Origin of the sequence: Streptomyces sp. NPDC006476, from assembly GCF_040612015.1 — a bacterium.
In the GTDB taxonomy this organism is placed as follows: Bacteria; Actinomycetota; Actinomycetes; order Streptomycetales; family Streptomycetaceae; genus Streptomyces; species Streptomyces griseorubiginosus_B.
Map to the genome: position 1 here is coordinate 57,319 of NZ_JBEXPK010000032.1, position 18,635 is coordinate 75,953.

General features: G+C 69.0%; 19 protein-coding genes. 15 read left to right on the top strand and 4 right to left on the bottom strand.

The window, feature by feature from the left end; translation table 11 throughout:
• On the top strand, nucleotides 1–966 hold the full coding sequence (locus tag ABZZ74_RS31430) for a folate-binding protein (RefSeq protein ID WP_356770672.1): 966 nt from the start codon (nucleotides 1–3) through the stop codon (nucleotides 964–966).
• 71 nt (nucleotides 967–1,037) lie between these two features.
• On the opposite strand, the gene dtd is transcribed toward ABZZ74_RS31430, so the two are convergent.
• On the bottom strand, nucleotides 1,038–1,463 hold the full coding sequence (gene dtd / locus ABZZ74_RS31435; RefSeq protein WP_356770674.1) for a D-aminoacyl-tRNA deacylase: 426 nt from the start codon (nucleotides 1,461–1,463) through the stop codon (nucleotides 1,038–1,040).
• A 159-nt stretch (nucleotides 1,464–1,622) separates the two neighbouring features.
• Between dtd and ABZZ74_RS31440 the strand changes: the two genes are divergently transcribed.
• From ABZZ74_RS31440 to ABZZ74_RS31450, 3 genes are all read left to right on the top strand, one after another.
• Nucleotides 1,623–2,252: an aerial mycelium formation protein gene (locus ABZZ74_RS31440; protein WP_356770676.1), complete on the top strand. Its 630-nt coding sequence runs from the start codon at nucleotides 1,623–1,625 to the stop codon at nucleotides 2,250–2,252.
• A 22-nt stretch (nucleotides 2,253–2,274) separates the two neighbouring features.
• Nucleotides 2,275–3,273 (top strand): asparaginase, encoded by a 999-nt coding sequence (locus ABZZ74_RS31445; RefSeq protein ID WP_356770678.1) that lies wholly within the window; start codon nucleotides 2,275–2,277, stop codon nucleotides 3,271–3,273.
• Between the two features lie 105 nt (nucleotides 3,274–3,378).
• Nucleotides 3,379–4,632 (top strand): GNAT family N-acetyltransferase, encoded by a 1,254-nt coding sequence (locus tag ABZZ74_RS31450; protein WP_356770680.1) that lies wholly within the window; start codon nucleotides 3,379–3,381, stop codon nucleotides 4,630–4,632.
• 237 nt (nucleotides 4,633–4,869) lie between these two features.
• On the opposite strand, the gene ABZZ74_RS31455 is transcribed toward ABZZ74_RS31450, so the two are convergent.
• Nucleotides 4,870–5,055 carry a hypothetical protein gene (locus ABZZ74_RS31455; protein WP_208785886.1) on the bottom strand — a complete coding sequence of 62 codons (186 nt, stop codon included), beginning with the start codon at nucleotides 5,053–5,055 and terminating at the stop codon, nucleotides 4,870–4,872.
• Between the two features lie 188 nt (nucleotides 5,056–5,243).
• Between ABZZ74_RS31455 and ABZZ74_RS31460 the strand changes: the two genes are divergently transcribed.
• Entirely contained in the window at nucleotides 5,244–6,158 is a 915-nt protein-coding gene (locus ABZZ74_RS31460) for a GntR family transcriptional regulator (protein ID WP_356770682.1), read from the top strand.
• A 45-nt stretch (nucleotides 6,159–6,203) separates the two neighbouring features.
• Here the strand turns inward: ABZZ74_RS31460 and ABZZ74_RS31465 are convergent, their stop codons facing one another.
• Nucleotides 6,204–6,392: a hypothetical protein gene (locus ABZZ74_RS31465; RefSeq protein ID WP_133045728.1), complete on the bottom strand. Its 189-nt coding sequence runs from the start codon at nucleotides 6,390–6,392 to the stop codon at nucleotides 6,204–6,206.
• Nucleotides 6,393–6,625: 233 nt separating this feature from the next.
• On the opposite strand from ABZZ74_RS31465, the gene ABZZ74_RS31470 reads away from it, so the two are divergent.
• From ABZZ74_RS31470 to ABZZ74_RS31500, 7 genes are all read left to right on the top strand, one after another.
• Nucleotides 6,626–7,501, top strand: coding sequence for a winged helix-turn-helix domain-containing protein (locus tag ABZZ74_RS31470; RefSeq protein ID WP_356770684.1), 876 nt, complete (start codon nucleotides 6,626–6,628; stop codon nucleotides 7,499–7,501).
• Nucleotides 7,502–7,530: 29 nt separating this feature from the next.
• Nucleotides 7,531–8,238: an HAD family hydrolase gene (locus ABZZ74_RS31475; RefSeq protein WP_356770686.1), complete on the top strand. Its 708-nt coding sequence runs from the start codon at nucleotides 7,531–7,533 to the stop codon at nucleotides 8,236–8,238.
• A 344-nt stretch (nucleotides 8,239–8,582) separates the two neighbouring features.
• Nucleotides 8,583–9,455 carry a winged helix-turn-helix domain-containing protein gene (locus ABZZ74_RS31480; RefSeq protein ID WP_356770688.1) on the top strand — a complete coding sequence of 291 codons (873 nt, stop codon included), beginning with the start codon at nucleotides 8,583–8,585 and terminating at the stop codon, nucleotides 9,453–9,455.
• A gap of 280 nt (nucleotides 9,456–9,735) precedes the next feature.
• Nucleotides 9,736–11,931, top strand: coding sequence for an aminoglycoside phosphotransferase family protein (locus ABZZ74_RS31485; protein ID WP_356770690.1), 2,196 nt, complete (start codon nucleotides 9,736–9,738; stop codon nucleotides 11,929–11,931).
• A gap of 83 nt (nucleotides 11,932–12,014) precedes the next feature.
• Nucleotides 12,015–12,845: a hypothetical protein gene (locus ABZZ74_RS31490; RefSeq protein WP_356770692.1), complete on the top strand. Its 831-nt coding sequence runs from the start codon at nucleotides 12,015–12,017 to the stop codon at nucleotides 12,843–12,845.
• 42 nt (nucleotides 12,846–12,887) lie between these two features.
• Nucleotides 12,888–13,493, top strand: coding sequence for a TetR/AcrR family transcriptional regulator (locus tag ABZZ74_RS31495; protein WP_356770694.1), 606 nt, complete (start codon nucleotides 12,888–12,890; stop codon nucleotides 13,491–13,493).
• Between the two features lie 69 nt (nucleotides 13,494–13,562).
• Entirely contained in the window at nucleotides 13,563–15,596 is a 2,034-nt protein-coding gene (locus tag ABZZ74_RS31500) for an AAA family ATPase (RefSeq protein ID WP_356770696.1), read from the top strand.
• A 50-nt stretch (nucleotides 15,597–15,646) separates the two neighbouring features.
• Here the strand turns inward: ABZZ74_RS31500 and ABZZ74_RS31505 are convergent, their stop codons facing one another.
• Nucleotides 15,647–16,489, bottom strand: coding sequence for a nitroreductase/quinone reductase family protein (locus ABZZ74_RS31505; protein WP_356770698.1), 843 nt, complete (start codon nucleotides 16,487–16,489; stop codon nucleotides 15,647–15,649).
• A 157-nt stretch (nucleotides 16,490–16,646) separates the two neighbouring features.
• Here ABZZ74_RS31505 and ABZZ74_RS31510 point away from each other — a divergent pair, with 157 nt between their 5' ends.
• The 3 genes from ABZZ74_RS31510 to ABZZ74_RS31520 all read left to right on the top strand — a co-directional run bounded on the left by ABZZ74_RS31510 (nucleotide 16,647) and on the right by ABZZ74_RS31520 (nucleotide 18,613).
• Nucleotides 16,647–17,276: an RraA family protein gene (locus tag ABZZ74_RS31510; RefSeq protein ID WP_356770700.1), complete on the top strand. Its 630-nt coding sequence runs from the start codon at nucleotides 16,647–16,649 to the stop codon at nucleotides 17,274–17,276.
• An 11-nt stretch (nucleotides 17,277–17,287) separates the two neighbouring features.
• Nucleotides 17,288–17,800: an HAD domain-containing protein gene (locus ABZZ74_RS31515; RefSeq protein WP_356770702.1), complete on the top strand. Its 513-nt coding sequence runs from the start codon at nucleotides 17,288–17,290 to the stop codon at nucleotides 17,798–17,800.
• A 219-nt stretch (nucleotides 17,801–18,019) separates the two neighbouring features.
• The gene (locus tag ABZZ74_RS31520) at nucleotides 18,020–18,613 is read left to right on the top strand and encodes a helix-turn-helix transcriptional regulator (protein WP_356770704.1); all 594 of its coding nucleotides are present in this window, start codon (nucleotides 18,020–18,022) and stop codon (nucleotides 18,611–18,613) included.
• Nucleotides 18,614–18,635: the final 22 nt, after the last annotated feature.

The window sequence follows — 18,635 nt, forward strand, 5'->3', positions numbered from 1 at the left end:
ATGAAGAGCCCCCTGCTGTCCCTGCCCGGCGCCGTCCCCGCCGAGGGCCCGGACGAAGGCGTAGCCGCCCACTACGGCGACCTGTTCCGTGAGCAGCGCGCCCTCGCCGACGGCACCGGCTTCGTCGACCTCTCGCACCGCGGCGTGATCACCGTCACCGGCGAGGACCGGCTGAGCTGGCTGCACCTGCTCCTCACCCAGCACGTGAGCGAGCTGCCGACCGGCCAGGCCACCGAAGCCCTCGTCCTGTCCGCCCACGGCCACATCGAGCACGCGCTCTACCTGGTCGACGACGGTTCGACGGTCTGGGCCCATGTGGAACCCGGCACCCAGGACGCGCTGATCGCGTACCTGGAGTCGATGAAGTTCTTCTACAAGGTCGACGTCGCCGACCGGACGGACGAGTTCGCGGTCGTCCACCTGCCGGCCGGTTCGATCGCGGAGGTCCCCGAGGGGGTCGTCGTACGCGAGACGCCGTACGGCCGTGACCTGTTCCTGCCGCGCGCGGACCTGGAGTCCTTCGCCGAGAAGGCCGGTCCGCCCGTCGGGATCCTCGCCCTCGAGGCCTTCCGCGTCGAACAGCACCGGCCCCGCCTCGGCTTCGAGACCGACCACCGCACCATCCCGCACGAACTGGGCTGGATCGGCACCGCGGTCCACCTCCAGAAGGGCTGCTACCGCGGCCAGGAGACGGTCGCCCGGGTCCAGAACCTGGGCAAGCCCCCGCGCCGCCTGGTCTTCCTGCACCTGGACGGCAGCGAGGTCCATCTGCCCACCCCGGGCACCGAGATCCGGCTCGCCGACGAGGACGCCGACGGCCGCAAGATCGGCTTCATCACGACGTCCGTACGCCACCACGAGCTGGGCCCGGTCGCCCTGGCCCTGGTGAAGCGGAACGTCCCGGTGGACGCCCGGCTGGTGGCGGGGGAGACGGCGGCGGCACAGGAGACGGTCGTCGAGCCGTAGGGCCCCGGCGGAGTCGAGTCCTGGATTGCCACCGGTACTAGATCTCCACCGGTACTAGATCTCCACCGGTACTAGATCTCCACCAGCACGGTGAACGGGCCGTCGTTCGTCAGGGACACCCGCATACGTGCCCCGAAGCGGCCCGTGGCCACCGTCGCGCCCAGCGAGCGCAGCTGGGCGACGACCTCGTCGACGAGGGGCTCGGCGACATCGCCGGGGGCGGCGGCGTTCCAGGTGGGGCGGCGGCCCTTCCTGGCGTCGCCGTACAGGGTGAACTGGCTGACGACGAGCAGCGGGGCGTCGACGTCGCTGCACGACCTCTCGTCCTGGAGCATGCGGATCGACCAGAGTTTGCGGGCCAGTTGGGCCGCCTTCTCCTTGGTGTCCTCGTGCGTGACCCCGACCAGGACGCACAGCCCCTCGCCGGTGATCTCCCCGACCGTCTCGCCGTCCACGACGACGCTCGCGCCGTCCACCCTCTGCACCACAGCTCGCATACGACCATCATGCCGGGCGGTCCGGAGCGGACCGTGCGCGGGTTTGTTTCTGATGCTTAACCGGCCATCTGGGGCTGTTCGGGGGCACTCGGTCACATAGCGGCCACTTGGGGTGGCACGATGCTTCCCACACGCCGGTCGAGGGGACGGTTGAGGCACATGAGCACACCGAGCACCGGGCAGCAGCCCGTCTCGTGCGCGGGAGAACGGACGGTGGCCCGTCCGCCCGCACAACGCACCGACAGCCCGTGCGACCGGGGCGGTGCGGCGGGCGGCACGGGCGGTCCGCAGCGGTCCGTCGACCCGCCCGAGCACGACCTGGCCGTGCTGAGCCTGGCGGAGCTGCGCACCCTGCGCCGGGACGCCCAGCGCGACGAGGCCGATCTCAGTTACGTACGGCGGCTGCTGCAGGGCCGTATCGACATCCTGCGCGCGGAACTGGCGCGCAGGTCACCGGCGGGCGCGGCGTCCGTGGTCGACCGGCTCCCGGAGATCCTGACCGACGCCCCGGCCCGGCACCGCTCCTCGGCCCGCCATGTCACGCTGGGCACACCGCACAACGAGGAGTACCGCCGTCTCGCCGCCGACATGCTCGCCGAGGTCGAGCTGTCCGACCTGGCGGCGCGCACGGACCTGGAGTTGAACACCGCGATGGGCCGACTCGTGCGGTACGAGCAGCAGGTCTCCCGGCGCCGGCAGCGGCTGCAGCGGACCACGGACGACTGCAGCGCGGAGATCACGCGCCGGTACCGTGAGGGGGAAGCGCAGGTCGACGACCTGCTCCTGTGACGACTCCGGAGGGCCAGTGCCGATGTCCGAGCCCGTCGTGCCTGCCGCCGCTCCGCCTGTCATACCGCCCCTTCCGCCTGTCGCACCGCCCGTTCTCGCCGAGGTCGTACGCTCCGGATTCGTCGAGGGCAGGCACCGCGGCAGCCTCGTGCTCCTGGCGGCGGACGGGACGGTGGACCTCGCGCTGGGCGATGTGACGTCCCCAGTCTTCCCCCGCTCCTCCAACAAGCCGATGCAGGCGGCGGGCGTCCTGCGCGCGGGCCTGGAGCTGTCGGGGGAGCGGCTGGCGCTGGCGGCGGCCAGTCACTCGGGCGAGCCGTTCCACCGCGAGCTGGTCGCCGCGATGCTGCGCGAACACGGCCTGACCGAAGCGGACTTGCAGTGCCCGCCCGACCTTCCCCTGGACGGGGAGGAGCGGGAGACCTACCTGGCCTCCGGCGCCGTACGCTCCCGGATCGCCATGAACTGCTCCGGCAAGCACACGGCGATGCTGGCCGCGTCGCTCCACCGCGGCTGGCCCCTGAAGACGTACCTCGACCCCTCCCACCCCCTCCAGCAACTCATCCACGGCGTCGTGGAAGAGGCGTCGGGCGAACGGGTCACGGCCACCGCCACGGACGGCTGCGGCGCCCCCCTCCTCTCGCTCAGCCTGACCGGCCTGGCCCGCGCCTACCGCACCTTCGTCCTGTCCCCGCCCACCACCCCGGAACGCCGCGTCGCGGACGCCATGCGCGCCCACCCCGAGTACGTCGCCGGCACCCACCGCCACGACACCTGGCTGATGCGCGATCTCCCGGGCGCCCTGTCGAAGATGGGCGCGGAGGCGGTCCAGGCGCTCGCCCTCCCCGACGGCCGAGCCCTGGCCTTCAAGATCGAGGACGGAGCGCCCAGGGCTCTGCGGCCGGTGCTGGGGCGGGCGTTGGGGCTGATGGGGGTGGACGGGGCGGTGGCGGAGCGGATCGGAGCCGTACCGGTGCTGGGAGGGGGGCGGGAGGTGGGGGAGATCCGAGCGGTGTTCTGAGCACGGCTGGTGCGCATGGGGCGCTGGCGCCTCATGCCCCCTGGCGCTCGCGCGCACCGTGAAATCCCCGCGACACCCTCCCCACCGTCCGCCTACCGTGATCCCATGAGCCGAGCCGCTGACATCGACGTCCGTCCGGTCACCGAAGGGGAGTTCCCCGAGTGGATACGGGCGGTGAACACCGGTTTCCTGCGTCCGCCGACCCCGTCGGAGGCCGAGCTCGAGGCCCGGCGCGGGCAGTTCGAGGCCGGTCGCTATCTCGGGGCCTTCGACGGGGACCGCTGCGTCGCGACGTTCCGGTCCTTCGCCCAGGAGGTCACCGCGGTCGGCGGCGCGTCCGTGCAGGCCAACGCGGTCTCCGGCGTCACCGTCACCGCCACCCACCGCCGCCGCGGACTGCTCACCCGCATGATGACCCAGGACCTCGCGACCGCCAAGGAGCGGGGCGACGTCGTGGCGACGCTCATCGCCGCGGAATACCGGATCTACGGCCGCTACGGCTTCGGCCCCGCCACCACCTCCACCGAGTGGATCGTCGACGTCCCCCGCACCGGCCTCGACCCCCGCTGGTCCGGCCCGGCCGACGGCGCCCGCGTCGACCTCGTGGACGGCGACGACGTACGGAAGATCGGCCCCGAACTCCACGACCGCTTCCGCCGCGTCACCCCGGGCGCCGTCAGCCGCGGCGACTGGTGGTGGCAGCTCAACACCGGCGCCGTCCGTGTCGACCCGAAGTGGACCGAGCCGTTCTTCGCCGCGTACCGGGCGCCGGACGGCACGCTGGAGGGCCTGGTCGCCTACGAGGTGGACGACAAGTGGGGCGACGCGGGGCAGCCGCTGGACACGGCGACCGTACGGGGCATGATCGCGACCACCCCGGCCGCCGAGCGGGCCCTGTGGTACCACCTCTGCTCGATCGACTGGGTGACGCAGGTGAAGACCGGCCAGCGCGCCCCGGACGACCTGCTCACCGACCTGCTCCCCGACCCGAGGGCCGCCCGCGTCGTCTCGCAGGCGGACTGGCTGTGGGTGCGGATCCTGGACGTCGTACGGGCCATGGAGGCGCGGACGTACGAGGGTACGGGCTCGCTGGTGCTGGAGATCACCGACCGCGCCGGTCATGCGGGCGGCCGCTACCGGCTGGAGGCGTCACCGCAGGGCGCGTCCTGTACGCCGACGCGGCAGAGCGCGGAACTCTCCCTGGACGTCTCTGAGTTGGCGGCGCTGTGGCTCGGCGACCAGTCGGCGGTACGGCTGGTGTCGCTCGGGCGGGTCCAGGAAGAACGAGCGGGCGCCGGCCGGTCGGCCGACGCCCTGCTGCGTACGTCCAGGCGCCCTTGGTGCCCGGACATGTTCTGAACCTCCTGACCCTCGACGGCAGTTGATCTCTGATCTCTCATCCGTAGCTGTGCTGTTCAGTTGTGACTGTGCTGATGGAGCTGTTCAGTTGTGGCTGTGCCGGTGCGGCTGTTGAGCCGCCGATGTTGAGTTGTCGATGTTGAGTTGTGACAGTGCGCTTGGTGCAGACTGACCGGGCTCCCGGCTCCCCTCCGGAAGGGAGCCCGGTCAGCCGAACCGGGTTCGGCCGACGCGAGGTCAGCCCGACTGGGCCAGCAGCATCACGAGGATGACCGCTCCCAGTCCGCTGATGACGGTGTTCTTGGCCTTGAGCCCGATGGACAGCGCGAGGAACGCGATGATGCCCATCGGCCCGTACTTCCACTGGACGAGCTGCTCGAATCCGAAAGCGAGGGCGGCGACGGCGAGGGCTACGAGCGGCATGACGGTCCCTCCTTCGGGACGGGAGGAGGACCCCTGTGGCCAAGCCTCCGGATGTTCCGACCATGTTGTTCAACGTTGCTGAAGCTTGCTCAAGTTGGTGACCAACTTCACTGTACTTATCTCCGCTTGGAAGCGGCTTATAACCACCTTCTCTGGAACTGCCGAAAGATGGCGGGAAGTTGTAGTGTTTGGTCGTGGACCCCCAACACGCCGCCGTCAATGGGCGGAAGAGGTCACAGCGGTCACAGAAGTCCCACAGAGAGGTGGCCGACGAGCTGCGTGCCCGGATCAGGTCGGGCGAGCTCCGTCCTGGCCAGCGCATGCCCACGCAGGCCAGGCTGGCCGACGAGTTCGGCGTCGAGCGCGGTGCCGTACGCCAGGCGCTGCGCATCCTGCAGTCTGAGCACCTGCTCACCAACGTCTCCAAGGGCGCGCCCGCCACCGTGGCCCCCGACCTGGGCCTGGGCGCCACACCGACCGGCCCCGGAGCCCCGCCGTTGCCCACCATGGTGGCGCTGGCCCCGCGCATAGCGGCCGCGTTCGCGGAGCCCCACGTCGAGATAGACGCCCTGTGTCTCACCTCGGTGTCCCTGACCCTCGCGATCGGCGAACCGCTGCGCCAGATCCACGCCGGACAGCTGAAACCGGCCAAGGTCGACGTCCGCGTCCTGCTGCCCAGCAGCGACATCGAGCTGGCCTTCCCGACGCCCGTGGACGCGGCGATGGACGGCCGGCTGCAACGCCGCTGGGTGTCCCACCGCAACGCCCAGGTCCAGGTCCTGCGGCACAACCTGCTGGCCCTGCGCGCCACGCACGGCATCGATGTCGAGGTCACTTTCCGCTCGCTGCCCTTCACCCCGCCGGTGAAGCTGTACCTGCTCAACGGGGTGGAGTCCCTCTTCGCGTACTACACGGTCACTCGCCGCGAGGAGGAGATCGACCACGAACCCTTGGAGATGTACGACGCGGAGGGCACCCAGTCCATGCTGTTCGCCTTCGAGCAGGGGGCCGACCTGCGGGACACGACCTTCGTCGAGCAGTCGTACCTGTGGTTCAACGCGCTGTGGGAGACGATCAGTTCGGAGCTGTTACTCACGAACTGACCGTCTCCCACAGCGATGGACACCGGCCGCCGGGACGGGCTCCGCTCATAGAGCGGGTCCGGCGACCAGCAGGGCCAGGACGACGGCGCCGACGGAGCTGACCGTCGGGTTCTTCGCCTTGATGCCTATGGTGAGCAGCGTCAGGCCGATGATCCCGGTGACGCCGTACTTCCACTGGACGGTCTGCTCGACGCCGACGACGAAGACGGCGGAGAGGAGGGCGAGGACGGGCATGGTGGTTCCCCCTTCAGGCTTCGCGGGCGGGACGGTGCGGCGGTGCGGTGGGGGGTGCGGAGGCGGGACGGGCGGAGTGGACGGAGTTGAGGGAGGCCGATTCGAACGAGGAGGCAAACCTTCCGCCAACTCTTCCAAGTTGGCAACCAACTCTGACTAAGTAATCCCCACTTGGTCCCTACTCATAAACAAGTCGCCAACAACTCCCAGCAGATGGATCCGAGTTGTAGCGTTTGGTCGTGACCCAGGAGAACGTGGCAGTGAACGGCAGCAGAAGGTCCCCCCAGGAGATCGCCGACATCCTCCGCGAACGCATCCGCACCGGCGACCTCAAGGCCGGCGACCGCCTGCCGACCCAGGCGGAACTGGCGGACGAGTTCGGCGTGGAACGGGGGGCGGTGCGCCAGGCCCTGCGGACGCTGCAGGAGAGCGGCTTGCTCACCAACGTGAGCAAGGGGAGCCCGCCCCGCATCGCCGAGTCCGTGCCGGTCATGGGCGGGCCGCAGCCGACGATGGTGGGTCTGGCGCCACGGCTGGCGGAGGCGTTCGCGGCGCCGCAAGTGCGCGTGGACGCCGCATGCCTGACTTCCGAGACCCTGATGCTGGCGCTCGGTGAACCCCTTCGGCGTATCCACGCGGGCGAGATACGCCCGAAGTCGATCGACGTCCGCCTCCTGTTGCCGTCGCGGGAGATCAACCTCGCCTTCCCGGTCCCGGTGGAGGGCCGCGGCGACGACGATCCCGTCCATCAGCGCTGGCTTTCCCAGCGCAACGCCCAGGGGCAGGTGCTCGAGCACAATCTCCGGGCGTTGCGGGCCACTCACGGCATCGACGTCCATGTCACGTTCCGGGCACTGCCGTTCACGCCGCCCATCAAGCTTTACCTGCTCAACGGCAGCGAGGCGCTGATCGCCTACTACATGATCACCAAGAGGGAGGAGGAGTGGGGCAGCGAGACCCTGGACATGTACGACGTCCTGGGCAGCGAGTCCCTCCTCTTCTCCTTCGAACAACGGACCGGTCAACGGGACGCCGCCTTCGTCGAGCAGTCCCAGAAGTGGTTCAACGCCCTCTGGGAAACCATCACCACGGACCTGACACTCTCCTAGTGACTTCTGATACGACGCAGACTGAACTGGTGGCTGCAGAAGCAGAGAACTTGCGGAACCTGATCGCTGAGGCGCGGGTCGTGCTCTGGGACTTCGACGGGCCCATCTGCCGCCTGTTCGCGAGGCACTCGGCGGAGGACGTCGCGGACGGTCTGGTGGAATGGCTGGAGGGCCAAGGGCTGCACAGCCTGCTGAGCGCCGAGGAGCGGGAGTCCCTGGACCCCCACGTCGTCCTGCGTGCTGTCGACCGTCGGCATCCCGGCAGCGACCTGGTGGCCGAGTTGGAGGAACGCCTAACCCAGGAAGAGCTTCGAGCGGCGTCGACGGCGATGCCGACCGCTCATGCCGATCCGCTCATCCAGACCTGGAAAGCGGTCGGCTCCCGCCTCGCGATCGCCACGAACAACTCGCCCCTGGTGGTCCGCAAATACCTGGCGGGCCGCGGGCTCATCTCATGCTTCGCCCCCCACATCTACGGCCGGACCCAGGAGCTCCAACACCTCAAGCCCGACCCCCACTGCCTCAACCAGGCCCTGCGGGCCATGGGAGTGGCGGCGTCGGCCGCACTGATGATCGGGGACACCCCTTCGGACTTCATCGCCGCGCGCACCGCGGGCATTCCGTTCCTGGGCTATGCGCGTAACTCACGCAAGGAGAAGTTGCTGCGCGAAGCCGGGGCCACGTCGATCGTGGCTTCCCTGGCACCGGTCCTGACAGCGGTCCGGAATCAGGCTTGAACCATTAGCACCGTGAACATGAGCGCGGCACCTACGGCCAAGCCGGTGTGCTTGGCCCGCACGCCGACACCGACCATGGCCAGAAGCAGTACACCGAGCAAACCGAGCCTCGCCTGCGCTGTCATTCCCAGAGCCAGAGCGAGGAGTTCTTGAAGGATCGGCCCTCGGAGCATGGCCCACCTCCCCTCCATCTGCGGCACATTTTCGCAAGTGCCGGTCCAATTGGACTGCTTGCCTGAAGGTGGTCTCCCCTGGGTGGGTGATCGTCTAACCAATCTGCCACAATGGCGGACCAGTTGGCTGGATCTGGTTTGGCGTTGGACTGGCAGCGGTACGGTGGGACCGTGGACGAACAGCAGGCCAGTGAGGGCGGCGGGCGGGAGTTCCAGCGAGTTGCCGACGAACTCCGCTTCCGGATGACGAATGGAACGTATCCGGAGAAATCTTTCCTTCCTTCGCAACGCGACCTCGCAGAGGAGTTGGGCGTCTCCCGGGACACCGTGCAGCGCGCTTTGCGCGAACTGGTCGACGAGGGCTGGATCGAGTCCAAGCAAGGCAGCGGGTCGCGAGTGATCAAGACCCAGCGCATACAGTCCTCGGCCCCCAAGGCCACCAGATCGCGCCGGGGTATGACGCTCGAATTTCTTGTCGGCGAGGCCTTCGAGCAGTCCGAAGTGACGCTGGACGTCTATACGCTGACGTCGGAGTCCCTGTACTGGCTCATCCAGCAGCAGGCGCATCGCATCCGCAGTCGTTACATCAGCCCGCAGCGCATAACCCTGCGCATGCTCCTGCCCGCGGAACAGCAGACTCTGCCCTACCCGCGAGTCAAGGGCGATCCGCAGGACACGCGCCTTCGCGAGCGGCTGCACGACATCACGGAGCGCCACACCAGGTCCCTGCGTGAGTCCCTGGGTGCGTTGAAGACCGAGGGATGGGTGCCGACCGTCGAAGTGGAGATCCGACGGGCGCCTCTGACCCCGACCTTCAAGCTCTACATGTTCAACGGCATGGAAGCGCTGCATGGGCCGTATGAGGTGATCGAGCGGAACATCGCCCTCGACTCGGGGGAGGAGATCACTGCGCTCGATGTGCTGGGGCTCGGTGCGACCCTGACGCATCACATCAAGGACGAGGACCCCGACTCGGCCGGCAGCATCTTCGTAGACAGTATGCAGAAATGGTTCAATTCGGTCTGGGCACTGTTGTCCGAGTAGACCTAGAGATGCATAGACGTTACAAGCTGTCCCACGGAAGGCAATGCGAAGTCCTGTAGTATCCCCGCACCGAGCACTGAATAAACCGTGCCGTGAACAAGCTCCGGCTTTGGTGCGTATGGGATGGCTACAAGCCGAACCTCGACGGGCTCGCACACCTGTGCTGCAGAAGGGTGGCAAACCACTCTCGTGGCCGCTCTTGCCTCGGTCTGAAGTGCGATGAGGCAGGCTTCTGTTTACCTTTTGCCCTAAATGTCCCATCTCTTCTCCGGAGCGGCCCGTGGGCGCACCACCTGTTCCCCGGCACTTTGTCAGGGAACATGCCGACGGCGACCGGCTTGGTGCCGCCTACCGATCCTTCGTGCAAGCCGCTGAAGCAGGGCAGGCGGCCAGCGGCCACCACAACCGGAACTACGTAGTACCGCTGCCGGAGAACCTGGCCCGCCTGGTCGGACGTGAGCCGGGCACCGCTGTGACCGTCCGAATTCGACGCTCCGACGCCCTGCCTGTGGTGATCAGAACCTGGCGAGACGAGGCCGCCATCCTGCGTGCGATTCGTGGCGTCCTGCCTAACGTGCCCGAGTGCTTGGTCAAAGGGGACGGGTTCGCCATTCACAGTTATGTCGAGGGGGTGCCGCTCTCAAGCGTCTGTGGGAACAGCAAGCCCGTCGACACGCTCCTGATAGGGGCTCTGACCGGGTTGCTCGCCCAGATGGCGCAAGTGCGCCGCACAGCACTCCCGGCGCTGCCCGACGCGTGGCCGGCCAACCTCACGGACAGTCAAGGCTTCCTGCGGACGCTCGCCCACTTGGCCGACAGGCAAATCCGTCAGCCCAATTGGTCGGTGTTCGGTGGTCTGTTCGCGGCGCTAGGCATTCCCGAAGATGCTCTGCTCAGGATGGCCGAGCGCGTGCCTGCCATGTCTCGGCGGCCGTACAGCTTGCTGCACGCCGACCTCCACCGCGACAACGTGATCATTTCATACGGAGCTCCTGACCCGCTCATCTGTGTCGACTGGGAACTCGCGACCTATGGTGACCCGCTGCACGATCTGGCGACGCATCTGGTCCGAATGCAATACCCCCTCCATCAATGGGACGAGGTCATCCATGCGTGGGCGCAGGCCATGCAGCGGATCCGCCCCGCCGCGGTCAACGGCCTGGGCAAGGACCTCGACCGGTATCTGGCCTTCGAACGCGCGCAGTCCGTGTATCCGGATGTGATGAGGGCCGCACGGTCACTGGAAGAGTCGTTCACTCAGAAGAGGCTGGACGAGGCGACGGCAGAAGTGCGCAGGGCGTTGGAAGCGGCAGCCGCGCCGCTCCGCTTGGCGAGCGTACCGAGTGAGCGTGAGATCGAACGAGCCCTATTCCGCTGGTTGGCGTCGCGCGGTGACAACGGCATCAGCGGTGGGGACTGGATCTCGAGGGCATTCGATTGGAGACAGGACCGGCGCGTTCATGAGCACGGCGCCTTTCCGGTGTCCGCCGTACGGGAGGCGCTGCGGGCGGAAGGAGCCGCACCGGCGGGCCGGGTGTTCAAGGGAACGGCGCATCTCAACACGGTCGTCTGCGTGCCGGGTGTGAACTTTCCCGTGGTGGTGCGCCGCAAACTGCCCGGGGTCTGCCGGAGAGAACGCAGCTTCCTCAGTGAGCATGCTGTACTCCGCGCGATCGAGAGCACAAACGGCAAAGTTGCCGCGCCGAAAGTGCTCGCGCTCGGTGAGAGCTACCCCAACGACACCTTTGCCATCCATACGTACGTCGGACCGCATGACGTCGACCGGCCTCCCAACCACCCTGTGCACGGTCTGCTGCCCCATGAGGCGGACGGTCTCGTGGACCAGTTGTGCGCCTTGACAGAGGTTGACTACACGGCGGTTGACCCGACAGCAGGCGAGGGCGGGTTCTTCTCCTGGCTCAGGGAGCAACTCGTCACGATCGTTGCCGGGCTCCCGAAAGAGTCACGGCAACTGGCCCGCCTGCTTGGTCTGCCCGACGCGATCCGCCTGAAGCAGATCCTGTCCAGGCACCAGGTGAGTGATCGCAAACCGACCCTGCTGCACGGTGATCTCAACCCGTGGAACCTGGTTCGCCGCGACGACAGTCTGGCATTGACCATCATCGACTGGGAGATGGCGCTTGTCGGCGACCCGCTCTACGACTTGGTGCGGCACATGCACCTGACGCCGACACGGCCCGAGATCCGCAGCCGGATGTTCAGTCGCTGGGAACGCCGACTGTCTTCCGAGTACACCGTCGACTGGAGAACGGACTGGCGGGTCTATCGATGGATGGAAGTCGTCCGGTCCGCATATGTCGACCTGGACCGCCTGGTGACCGGGGCCGGTCTGGACGCCCCCAATGTCAGGCGTGCGGTCGACTCCTACGCGATGACGCTGGCGGCGGCCACGGCATCGCTGGGTCTGCCAGTGCGCCAGACGGCCAACCCGTATCTTGCCCGTGCCCTCGCCTGAGAGGACCATGACTACACCGAAAAGCGCTCGACTCGCATGCCGGAGCGGCCATGGCAACGAAGCCTCGCTTGGGGCGTTGGTTGATGCGACATCGACAGCGCTGGGAGCGCCCGGTCACTCGAACACTGTTGCTCGGCATCTTCGTCACCGGCCTCGTGGCCCAGTTCGTTCAGCCGGTTGGCGATGCCTTGGAAGGCACGGGATATCTGGGTGGCGCGTTGCTGAGCCTGGTCGGATACATCCTGTACGACCAGATAAGAGAGCTGAATGCGTCTGTCACGGCTCCTGTTCGCGCTCTCGTCAACTCCAGCGACCTCGGCACCTTCGTCAGTGAGGCCTTCCAGGCCCGGGAGGTCGAGATCAACTTCCTTGGTTACACCGGCGAGACACTGATCAACGCCCTCTACCACCGGCTGGAGGATCTCTTCGACAGTCAGGGACCCACCCGACGGGTCTCGATCCGGATGATGGTCCCGGACTTCGAGCTGCCGATGATCGTGCCGTCCAAGGTCGGCGACGACAACGCGCCCGAGGACGACGAGGCCTTCCGGCAGCGGATAGAGCAGCGCTGCAGTGAGTACGACGACGTGCTGTCGGACCTGGCCGCCAGGCTCACGGCCACGGGCCGCCTGAGGGTCACGTGCGAATACCGCCTCTACCCTGGCATCCCCCGCGACAAGATCTGCATCTTCAACCGCAAGCAGGTGCTCCACGGCCTGTACGACCTGTCCGCACGGATGCACTACATGGGGACCGAGTACTACGACCCCAAGGGCTTCAGAACCGACCTCAACGTGTGGTCCCTTGACGGCACGACCGCCGCGTCGACGGCCGTCGCCACATGGAACAAGCACTTCGACGACCTGTGGACGCTGGCGGCCGTACCGAGGTGGGGACGCCGGGCGGCGGCCTGACGGCAGGCGGCCGTCCGGGGCGCAATGCGTACCCTCGACGCCATGAGCGAGCCCGGCCTGCGTGAGCGCAAGAAGCAGCGGATGTTCCACGACCTCTCCGAGACGGCCATCCGGCTGTTCCTGGAGAAGGGCTTCGACGCCGTGTCCGTCGCCGAGGTCGCGGCCGCCGCCGAGGTCTCGAAGCCGACGCTGTTCCGGTACTTCCCGACCAAGGAGGACCTGGTTCTGCATCGGATCGCCGATCACGAGCAGGAGGCCGCCCGCATCGCCGTCCAGGGGCCCACGCCGCTCGCCGCCCTGCGCCGGCACTTCCTCGACGGGCTCGAGCGGTCCGACCCCGTCACCGGGCTCAACGATCACCCTGCCGTCCTCGCCTTCCACTCCCTCCTCTACGGCACCCCCTCCCTCGTCGCCCGTGTCCACACCTACCAGGAGCGGTCCGAGGCCGCGCTCGCCGAGGCGCTCGGGGGAGGGCTGGAGGCTCGGCTCGCCGCCGGGCAGATCGTCGCCGTGCAGCGGATCCTCGCGCTGGAGAACTGGCGGCGGATCGCGGCCGGGGAGTCCGTCGAGGAGGTGCGGTCGGATGCCACGCGGGCCGCCGAGCGGGCGTTCGACATGCTGGCCGCGGGTTTGCCCCGGTTCGCCTGAGCGGTTCACGCGCGCGAGATTCGGTAAGAAATTTAACTCGGTCACGTTTTCTCGCGTACCCTCGTCCCCATGACGTCAGCCGACCCCGCCCTGAAAGAGTCCCTCCACCACGAGCGCGCCCATCACGACCGCTGCCGTACCGCCCTCGGCGCCATGGTCGACGGCGCACAGGAACACGTCGTCACCGGCGAGGACGTCTCCGCCTCCGGTGCCGACGCCGAGGTGCTCGGGTACCGGCTGAGGAGTCAGGCCAAGGCGATGCGCGAGCTGCCCGAAGGGCCCCTCTTCTTCGGGCGGTTGGACTTCTCGGCCGACGCCGGTGACCACTCCGGGCAGAGCTACCACATCGGGCGGCTGCGGATCACCGAGGCGCCAGCCGCCCCGCCGCTCGTCGTGGACTGGCGTGCGCCCGTCAGCAGGGCCTTCTATCAGGCGAGTGCCCGGGATCCGCAGGGCGTCGCGGTCCGGCGGCGGTTCGGGTGGGCGGCCGGCAGCCGGGGCGACTCCGCCGATCTCACCGGGCTGGAGGACGAGCATCTGGGGAAGGGGGAGTCGCAGGTCAGCGGGATCGTGGCGCGTGAGATCGAGCGGCCCCGGGTCGGGCCCATGCGGGACATCGCGGCCACCATCCAGCCCGAGCAGGACGATCTCGTACGGGGCGGGATCGGTCTGTCGGTGTGCGTGCAGGGGGCTCCCGGCACCGGCAAGACCGCCGTAGGGCTGCACCGCGCCGCCTACCTCCTCTACACCCACCCGCAGCGCATCCGACGCGGTGGACTCCTCATCCTCGGACCCAACCGCACCTTCCTGACGTACATCGGCGAAGTGCTGCCCGCCCTGGGCGAGACCGGCGTCCGGCAGTCCACCCTTCAGGAGGAGATCGGCCGGCATCCGGTCACCGGGACGGACGGGGAGGAGGCCGCCCTCGTCAAGCACCAAGCGAGCATGGCCGAGGTGCTGCGCCGGGCGCTGTACGCCCACGTGTCCAGCCGGGACGTCAACTCCCTCGCGATCAAGGACGGTTCGTACCAGTGGAGGGTCGGTGCCGGCGAACTCGTCCGGATCGTCGAGGACGTGCTCGCCGAGCAGCCGCCGTACGCCGTCGGACGGGAGCGGGTACGGACCCGGGCCGTGCGGGCCCTGCAGCTGCGGGCCGAGCGGCGGGCCGGGCCGCAGACGAACGCCTGGGTGCAGAAGATCTCGCGGGCACGGGCGGTCGGCGCGTACGTCGACGCGGTGTGGCCGCGGGTGCGGCCGGAGGAGGTCGTCAGCCGACTGCTGTCCGACGCCGGTGTGTTGAGGAAGGCCGCCGACGGGCTGCTGGACGACGACGAACAGCGGGCGCTGCTGTGGGCCAAGCCGCCGCGCTCGTGGAAGTCGGCGCGCTGGTCCGCCGCCGATCTCGTCCTCCTCGACGAGGTCGCGGGACTGATCGAACACCCCGAGGGGTACGGCCATCTCGTCGTCGACGAGGCGCAGGACCTCTCCCCGATGGAGTGCCGGGCGATCGCGCGCCGGGCGCGTTTCGGTTCGCTGACCGTCCTCGGCGATCTCGCGCAGGGGACCACGCCGTGGGCCGCGCGGTCGTGGGGGACCGTCCTGCGTCATCTGGGGAAGCCGGACGCGGCGGTCGTGCCGCTGACGACCGGGTTCCGGGTGCCCGAGGCCGTCGTAGGACTCGCCAACCGGCTGCTGGAGCGGCTCGATGTGGACGTTCCGGCCGGGCGGTCCCTGCGCACGGACGGGGAGTTGAGGGTGCGGGAGGCGGCGGGGGACGTGGGCGGGGTCGTAGTGGAGGCGGTGCGTGACGCGCTCGGGCGGGAGGGGTCCGTGGGGGTGGTCGCCGCCGACACGGACGTGGAGCGGGTGGGGGCGGCGCTCGTCGCGGCCGGGATCGAGGTCGCGGGGGCGGAGCAACTGCGGGCACGGGTGAGCCTCGTACCGGCCAGTCTGGTCAAGGGACTCGAGTACGACCATGTGGTCGCCGTCGAGCCGGCGGCGATCGCGGAGGCGGAGGCGCGCGGGCTGCACCGGCTGTACGTGGTGCTGACCCGGGCGGTCTCGCGGCTGGACGTGGTGCACGGGCGGCCACTGCCCTTCTAGCCGGGTCATGTCTTCTAGCCGGGTTACGAGGGACAGTGGCCGTCCGCCGGTCACGCGGGGGCGTCGAGGAGAGGGATCAACTGCTCTTCCTCGTACGTGAGATGCGCCTCCAGATCCAGCGTCAGGCGCTCGACTTCGGCGCGGGCGGCGGCGGGGTCGCCGGCGGGGGCGGTGACGGCTCGGCGGAGTTCGGCGACGAGGGTGGCGATGCGGTCGTGCTCCTCGCGCAGGCGACGCAGCGCCGGGCCTGCCGACGGGTGGCGGTCCTCGACGAACGGGAACAGGGCCAGGTCCTCGCCGGAGTGATGGTGGTGCAGCCCCTGGCAGAACGTGAGGCAGTTGACGCGCAGTTGGGCGCCGAGAGTACCTCCGTCGGCGCTCATTTCCGCCCTGATCAGGGCGAGTTCGCGGCGGAAGACGTCGTGCACCACCTTGATCGCCTCGCCGGGGGAGGAGGCGTTGACGTTCGGAGGGCCCTCGCCCGCGATCTGGTGCAGCGCGACCACCGGGATGACCCGCGTGGTCTTCCTCTGGCACGCCGCCCAGCCGTCGTCGGCCTCCACCGCCCGCGCCCAGGCCTGCTCGCGCTCCCCGCCGGTCAGGACGACGGCCCGGGCCGGGTAGGTGAAAGCGCCGCTCTCCACGGTGACTTGGGGGTCGGCGCGGAGGTTGACGTACCAGTCGGGGTGTTTGTCGGCGCCACCCGCGGAGGCGATGACCAGGACGCGGTCGCCACCGTCGGGGAGGTAGCCGACGGGGGTGGTGTGCGGGCTGCCGGTACGGGCGCCGGTGGTGGTGAGCAGGAGCAGCCGGGCCTGTGCGAAGGGGCCATTCAGCCGGCCCTTGTTGGCGCGGAACTCGTCGATGATCTGTTGGTTGAAATCGTTGGGCACTCTGGCTTCTCTTCTCTCTCGTTTCCGGTGGGGAAGGCGGAGAGAAAGACGGCGGGTTCCTGGCCCGCCCTGGCCTCACTCAGAGGCCGGGCACCCAACTCGCTCACGGCACGAGGCCGACCCGGCAGTCATGGGAGGGGACGGTAGCGTCGGCCCCATGACTGACGCCAGCGAATTCCCGTTCCAGGACGTCCCCACCACCACCCTCGCCGACCTTCTCGGCCGTGACCAGGTCATGGACACCGGGATCCGTCCGCTGTGGGGGCCGGTCGGGCGGGTGGCCGGGACCGCGTTCACCGTGCGGTGCCCTCCCGGGGACAACCTCATGCTGCACGCGGCGATCCACCGAGCCGAGCCCGGTTCGGTCGTGGTCGTGGAGTCCGGCGACCTGGACTGGGCGCTGGCGGGCGGAAACGTCTGCGCGGTCGCCCAGCGGCGTGGCATAGCCGGGTTCGTGCTCGACGGTCTGATCCGCGACCTGGCGGAGGTCCGTGAGGCGGGGTTCCCGGTGTTCGCCCGGGGTGTCATCCCGATCCCGGGCACGAAGTCCGCGGTGGCGCCGCTGGGGGAGCCGGTGGTGTGCGGTGGGGTGCGGGTGTCGGCCGGGGACGTCGTGGTGGCGGACGAGGAGGGCGTGGTCGCCGTACCCGCGGCACGCGTCGACGAGATCCTCACGGCGGCCCGGGCGAAGCTCGCGAAGGAGGCCGCCGAGTCGCTGGACGAGTGGGAGTCGGCACACCGGTCCCGCATAGACAAGATCCTGGCGGAGCAGGGCTTCGAGGGCTGACGCGGGTCGCGATGCCGGTCTCGACGCTCCTCTTCCTCGATGTCGACGGCACACTGATCCCCTTCGGCGCGGCCGACCCGTACCCGTCATACACGTCCCGTCACACACGCCCGGAGACCGCCGACGCACACCCCCTGCTGAGCCGCGTGGATCCCGCCCTCGGGGCGCGGCTTACCGCCCTGGGCTGCGAGCTCGTCTGGGCGACGACCTGGCTGACCGACGCGAACACCTGCCTCGCACCGTGGCTCGGCCTGCCGCAGCTGCCCCTGGTGGACTGGCCGGACCAGGACGACACGACGGCGCCGCTGCACTGGAAGACCCGGCCGCTGGTGGCCTGGGCGGCGGGGCGTCCGTTCGTGTGGGTCGACGACGAGCTCACCGACGCCGACCGGGCGTGGGTGGCCGCACGGCACCCCGCGCCGGCGCTTCTGCATCGGGTCGACCATCGCTACGGCCTCACGGATGAGGACTTCGCAGTGCTGCAGGCATGGCTGGGACGGAGCCGGGGCGCACTCAGGGGTTGACTCACTCTGCGATCCCGTGGGCCGTCTTCGTGGGTGCGAGGCGGGTGGTGTCGATGACTCCGGTACCAGGACGGTGCCGTCGTCCTGCCCGTTCCGAGGCTGCCGTTGATGCATACGATCATGCGGCTCACCCTGGTGGCCGCACCCGCCCGAGTGGTGTGGCGCACTATTGCAAGCATGTGCTTGCAATAGTTAGCGACGGTGTTGCACAGTGGAGGCATGGCAACGCTCAACGTCGGCAATCTCGGCGAGTACCTGCGTGAACAGCGGCGCAACGCGCAGCTGTCGCTCAGGCAGCTCGCCGATGCCGCCGGGGTGTCCAATCCGTATCTGAGCCAGATCGAGCGCGGGCTGCGCAAGCCGAGCGCGGAGGTGTTGCAGCAAGTAGCCAAGGCGCTGCGGATCTCCGCCGAGACGCTGTACGTGCGGGCCGGAATCCTCGACGCGGAGCGCGACCGCGACGAGGTGGAGACGCGCGCGGTCATACTCGCCGACCCCACGCTCAACGAGCGGCAGAAGCAGGTCCTGCTGCAGATCTACGAGTCGTTCAGGAAAGAGAACGGCTTCGGGGCCGAGGACGGCGAGGCCGACGCGGTGGCCCAGACGAACGCCGCGGTCGCCGAGGCCGTGGCGTCCGGCGACGGCGCGGTGGACACCGAGGGCGACGACACCGTCGTACGACGCCCCGCCCGCAAGGGCACCGAGGCGGCCGAGAACCGCGCGGCCGGTGGACGTGAGTCCGCCGCGCGCCGCACCCGCACAGCCGGCGGCAGCGACGCCGCACCGCACGACCCGCAGCAGCCCGCCAGTTGAGCGAGCCCGCCGCGGCACCCAA

Bases quoted from the DNA above. Each gene is read 5' to 3' on its own strand.
- ABZZ74_RS31430 (WP_356770672.1), top strand. From the start codon at position 1: ATGAAGAGCCCCCTGCTGTCCCTGCCCGGCGCCGTCCCCGCCGAGGGC.
- dtd (WP_356770674.1), bottom strand. From the start codon at position 1,463: ATGCGAGCTGTGGTGCAGAGGGTGGACGGCGCGAGCGTCGTCGTGGAC.
- ABZZ74_RS31440 (WP_356770676.1), top strand. From the start codon at position 1,623: ATGAGCACACCGAGCACCGGGCAGCAGCCCGTCTCGTGCGCGGGAGAA.
- ABZZ74_RS31445 (WP_356770678.1), top strand. From the start codon at position 2,275: ATGTCCGAGCCCGTCGTGCCTGCCGCCGCTCCGCCTGTCATACCGCCC.
- ABZZ74_RS31450 (WP_356770680.1), top strand. From the start codon at position 3,379: ATGAGCCGAGCCGCTGACATCGACGTCCGTCCGGTCACCGAAGGGGAG.
- ABZZ74_RS31455 (WP_208785886.1), bottom strand. From the start codon at position 5,055: ATGCCGCTCGTAGCCCTCGCCGTCGCCGCCCTCGCTTTCGGATTCGAG.
- ABZZ74_RS31465 (WP_133045728.1), bottom strand. From the start codon at position 6,392: ATGCCCGTCCTCGCCCTCCTCTCCGCCGTCTTCGTCGTCGGCGTCGAG.
- ABZZ74_RS31490 (WP_356770692.1), top strand. From the start codon at position 12,015: ATGCGACATCGACAGCGCTGGGAGCGCCCGGTCACTCGAACACTGTTG.
- ABZZ74_RS31495 (WP_356770694.1), top strand. From the start codon at position 12,888: ATGAGCGAGCCCGGCCTGCGTGAGCGCAAGAAGCAGCGGATGTTCCAC.
- ABZZ74_RS31500 (WP_356770696.1), top strand. From the start codon at position 13,563: ATGACGTCAGCCGACCCCGCCCTGAAAGAGTCCCTCCACCACGAGCGC.
- ABZZ74_RS31510 (WP_356770700.1), top strand. From the start codon at position 16,647: ATGACTGACGCCAGCGAATTCCCGTTCCAGGACGTCCCCACCACCACC.
- ABZZ74_RS31515 (WP_356770702.1), top strand. From the start codon at position 17,288: ATGCCGGTCTCGACGCTCCTCTTCCTCGATGTCGACGGCACACTGATC.
- ABZZ74_RS31520 (WP_356770704.1), top strand. From the start codon at position 18,020: ATGGCAACGCTCAACGTCGGCAATCTCGGCGAGTACCTGCGTGAACAG.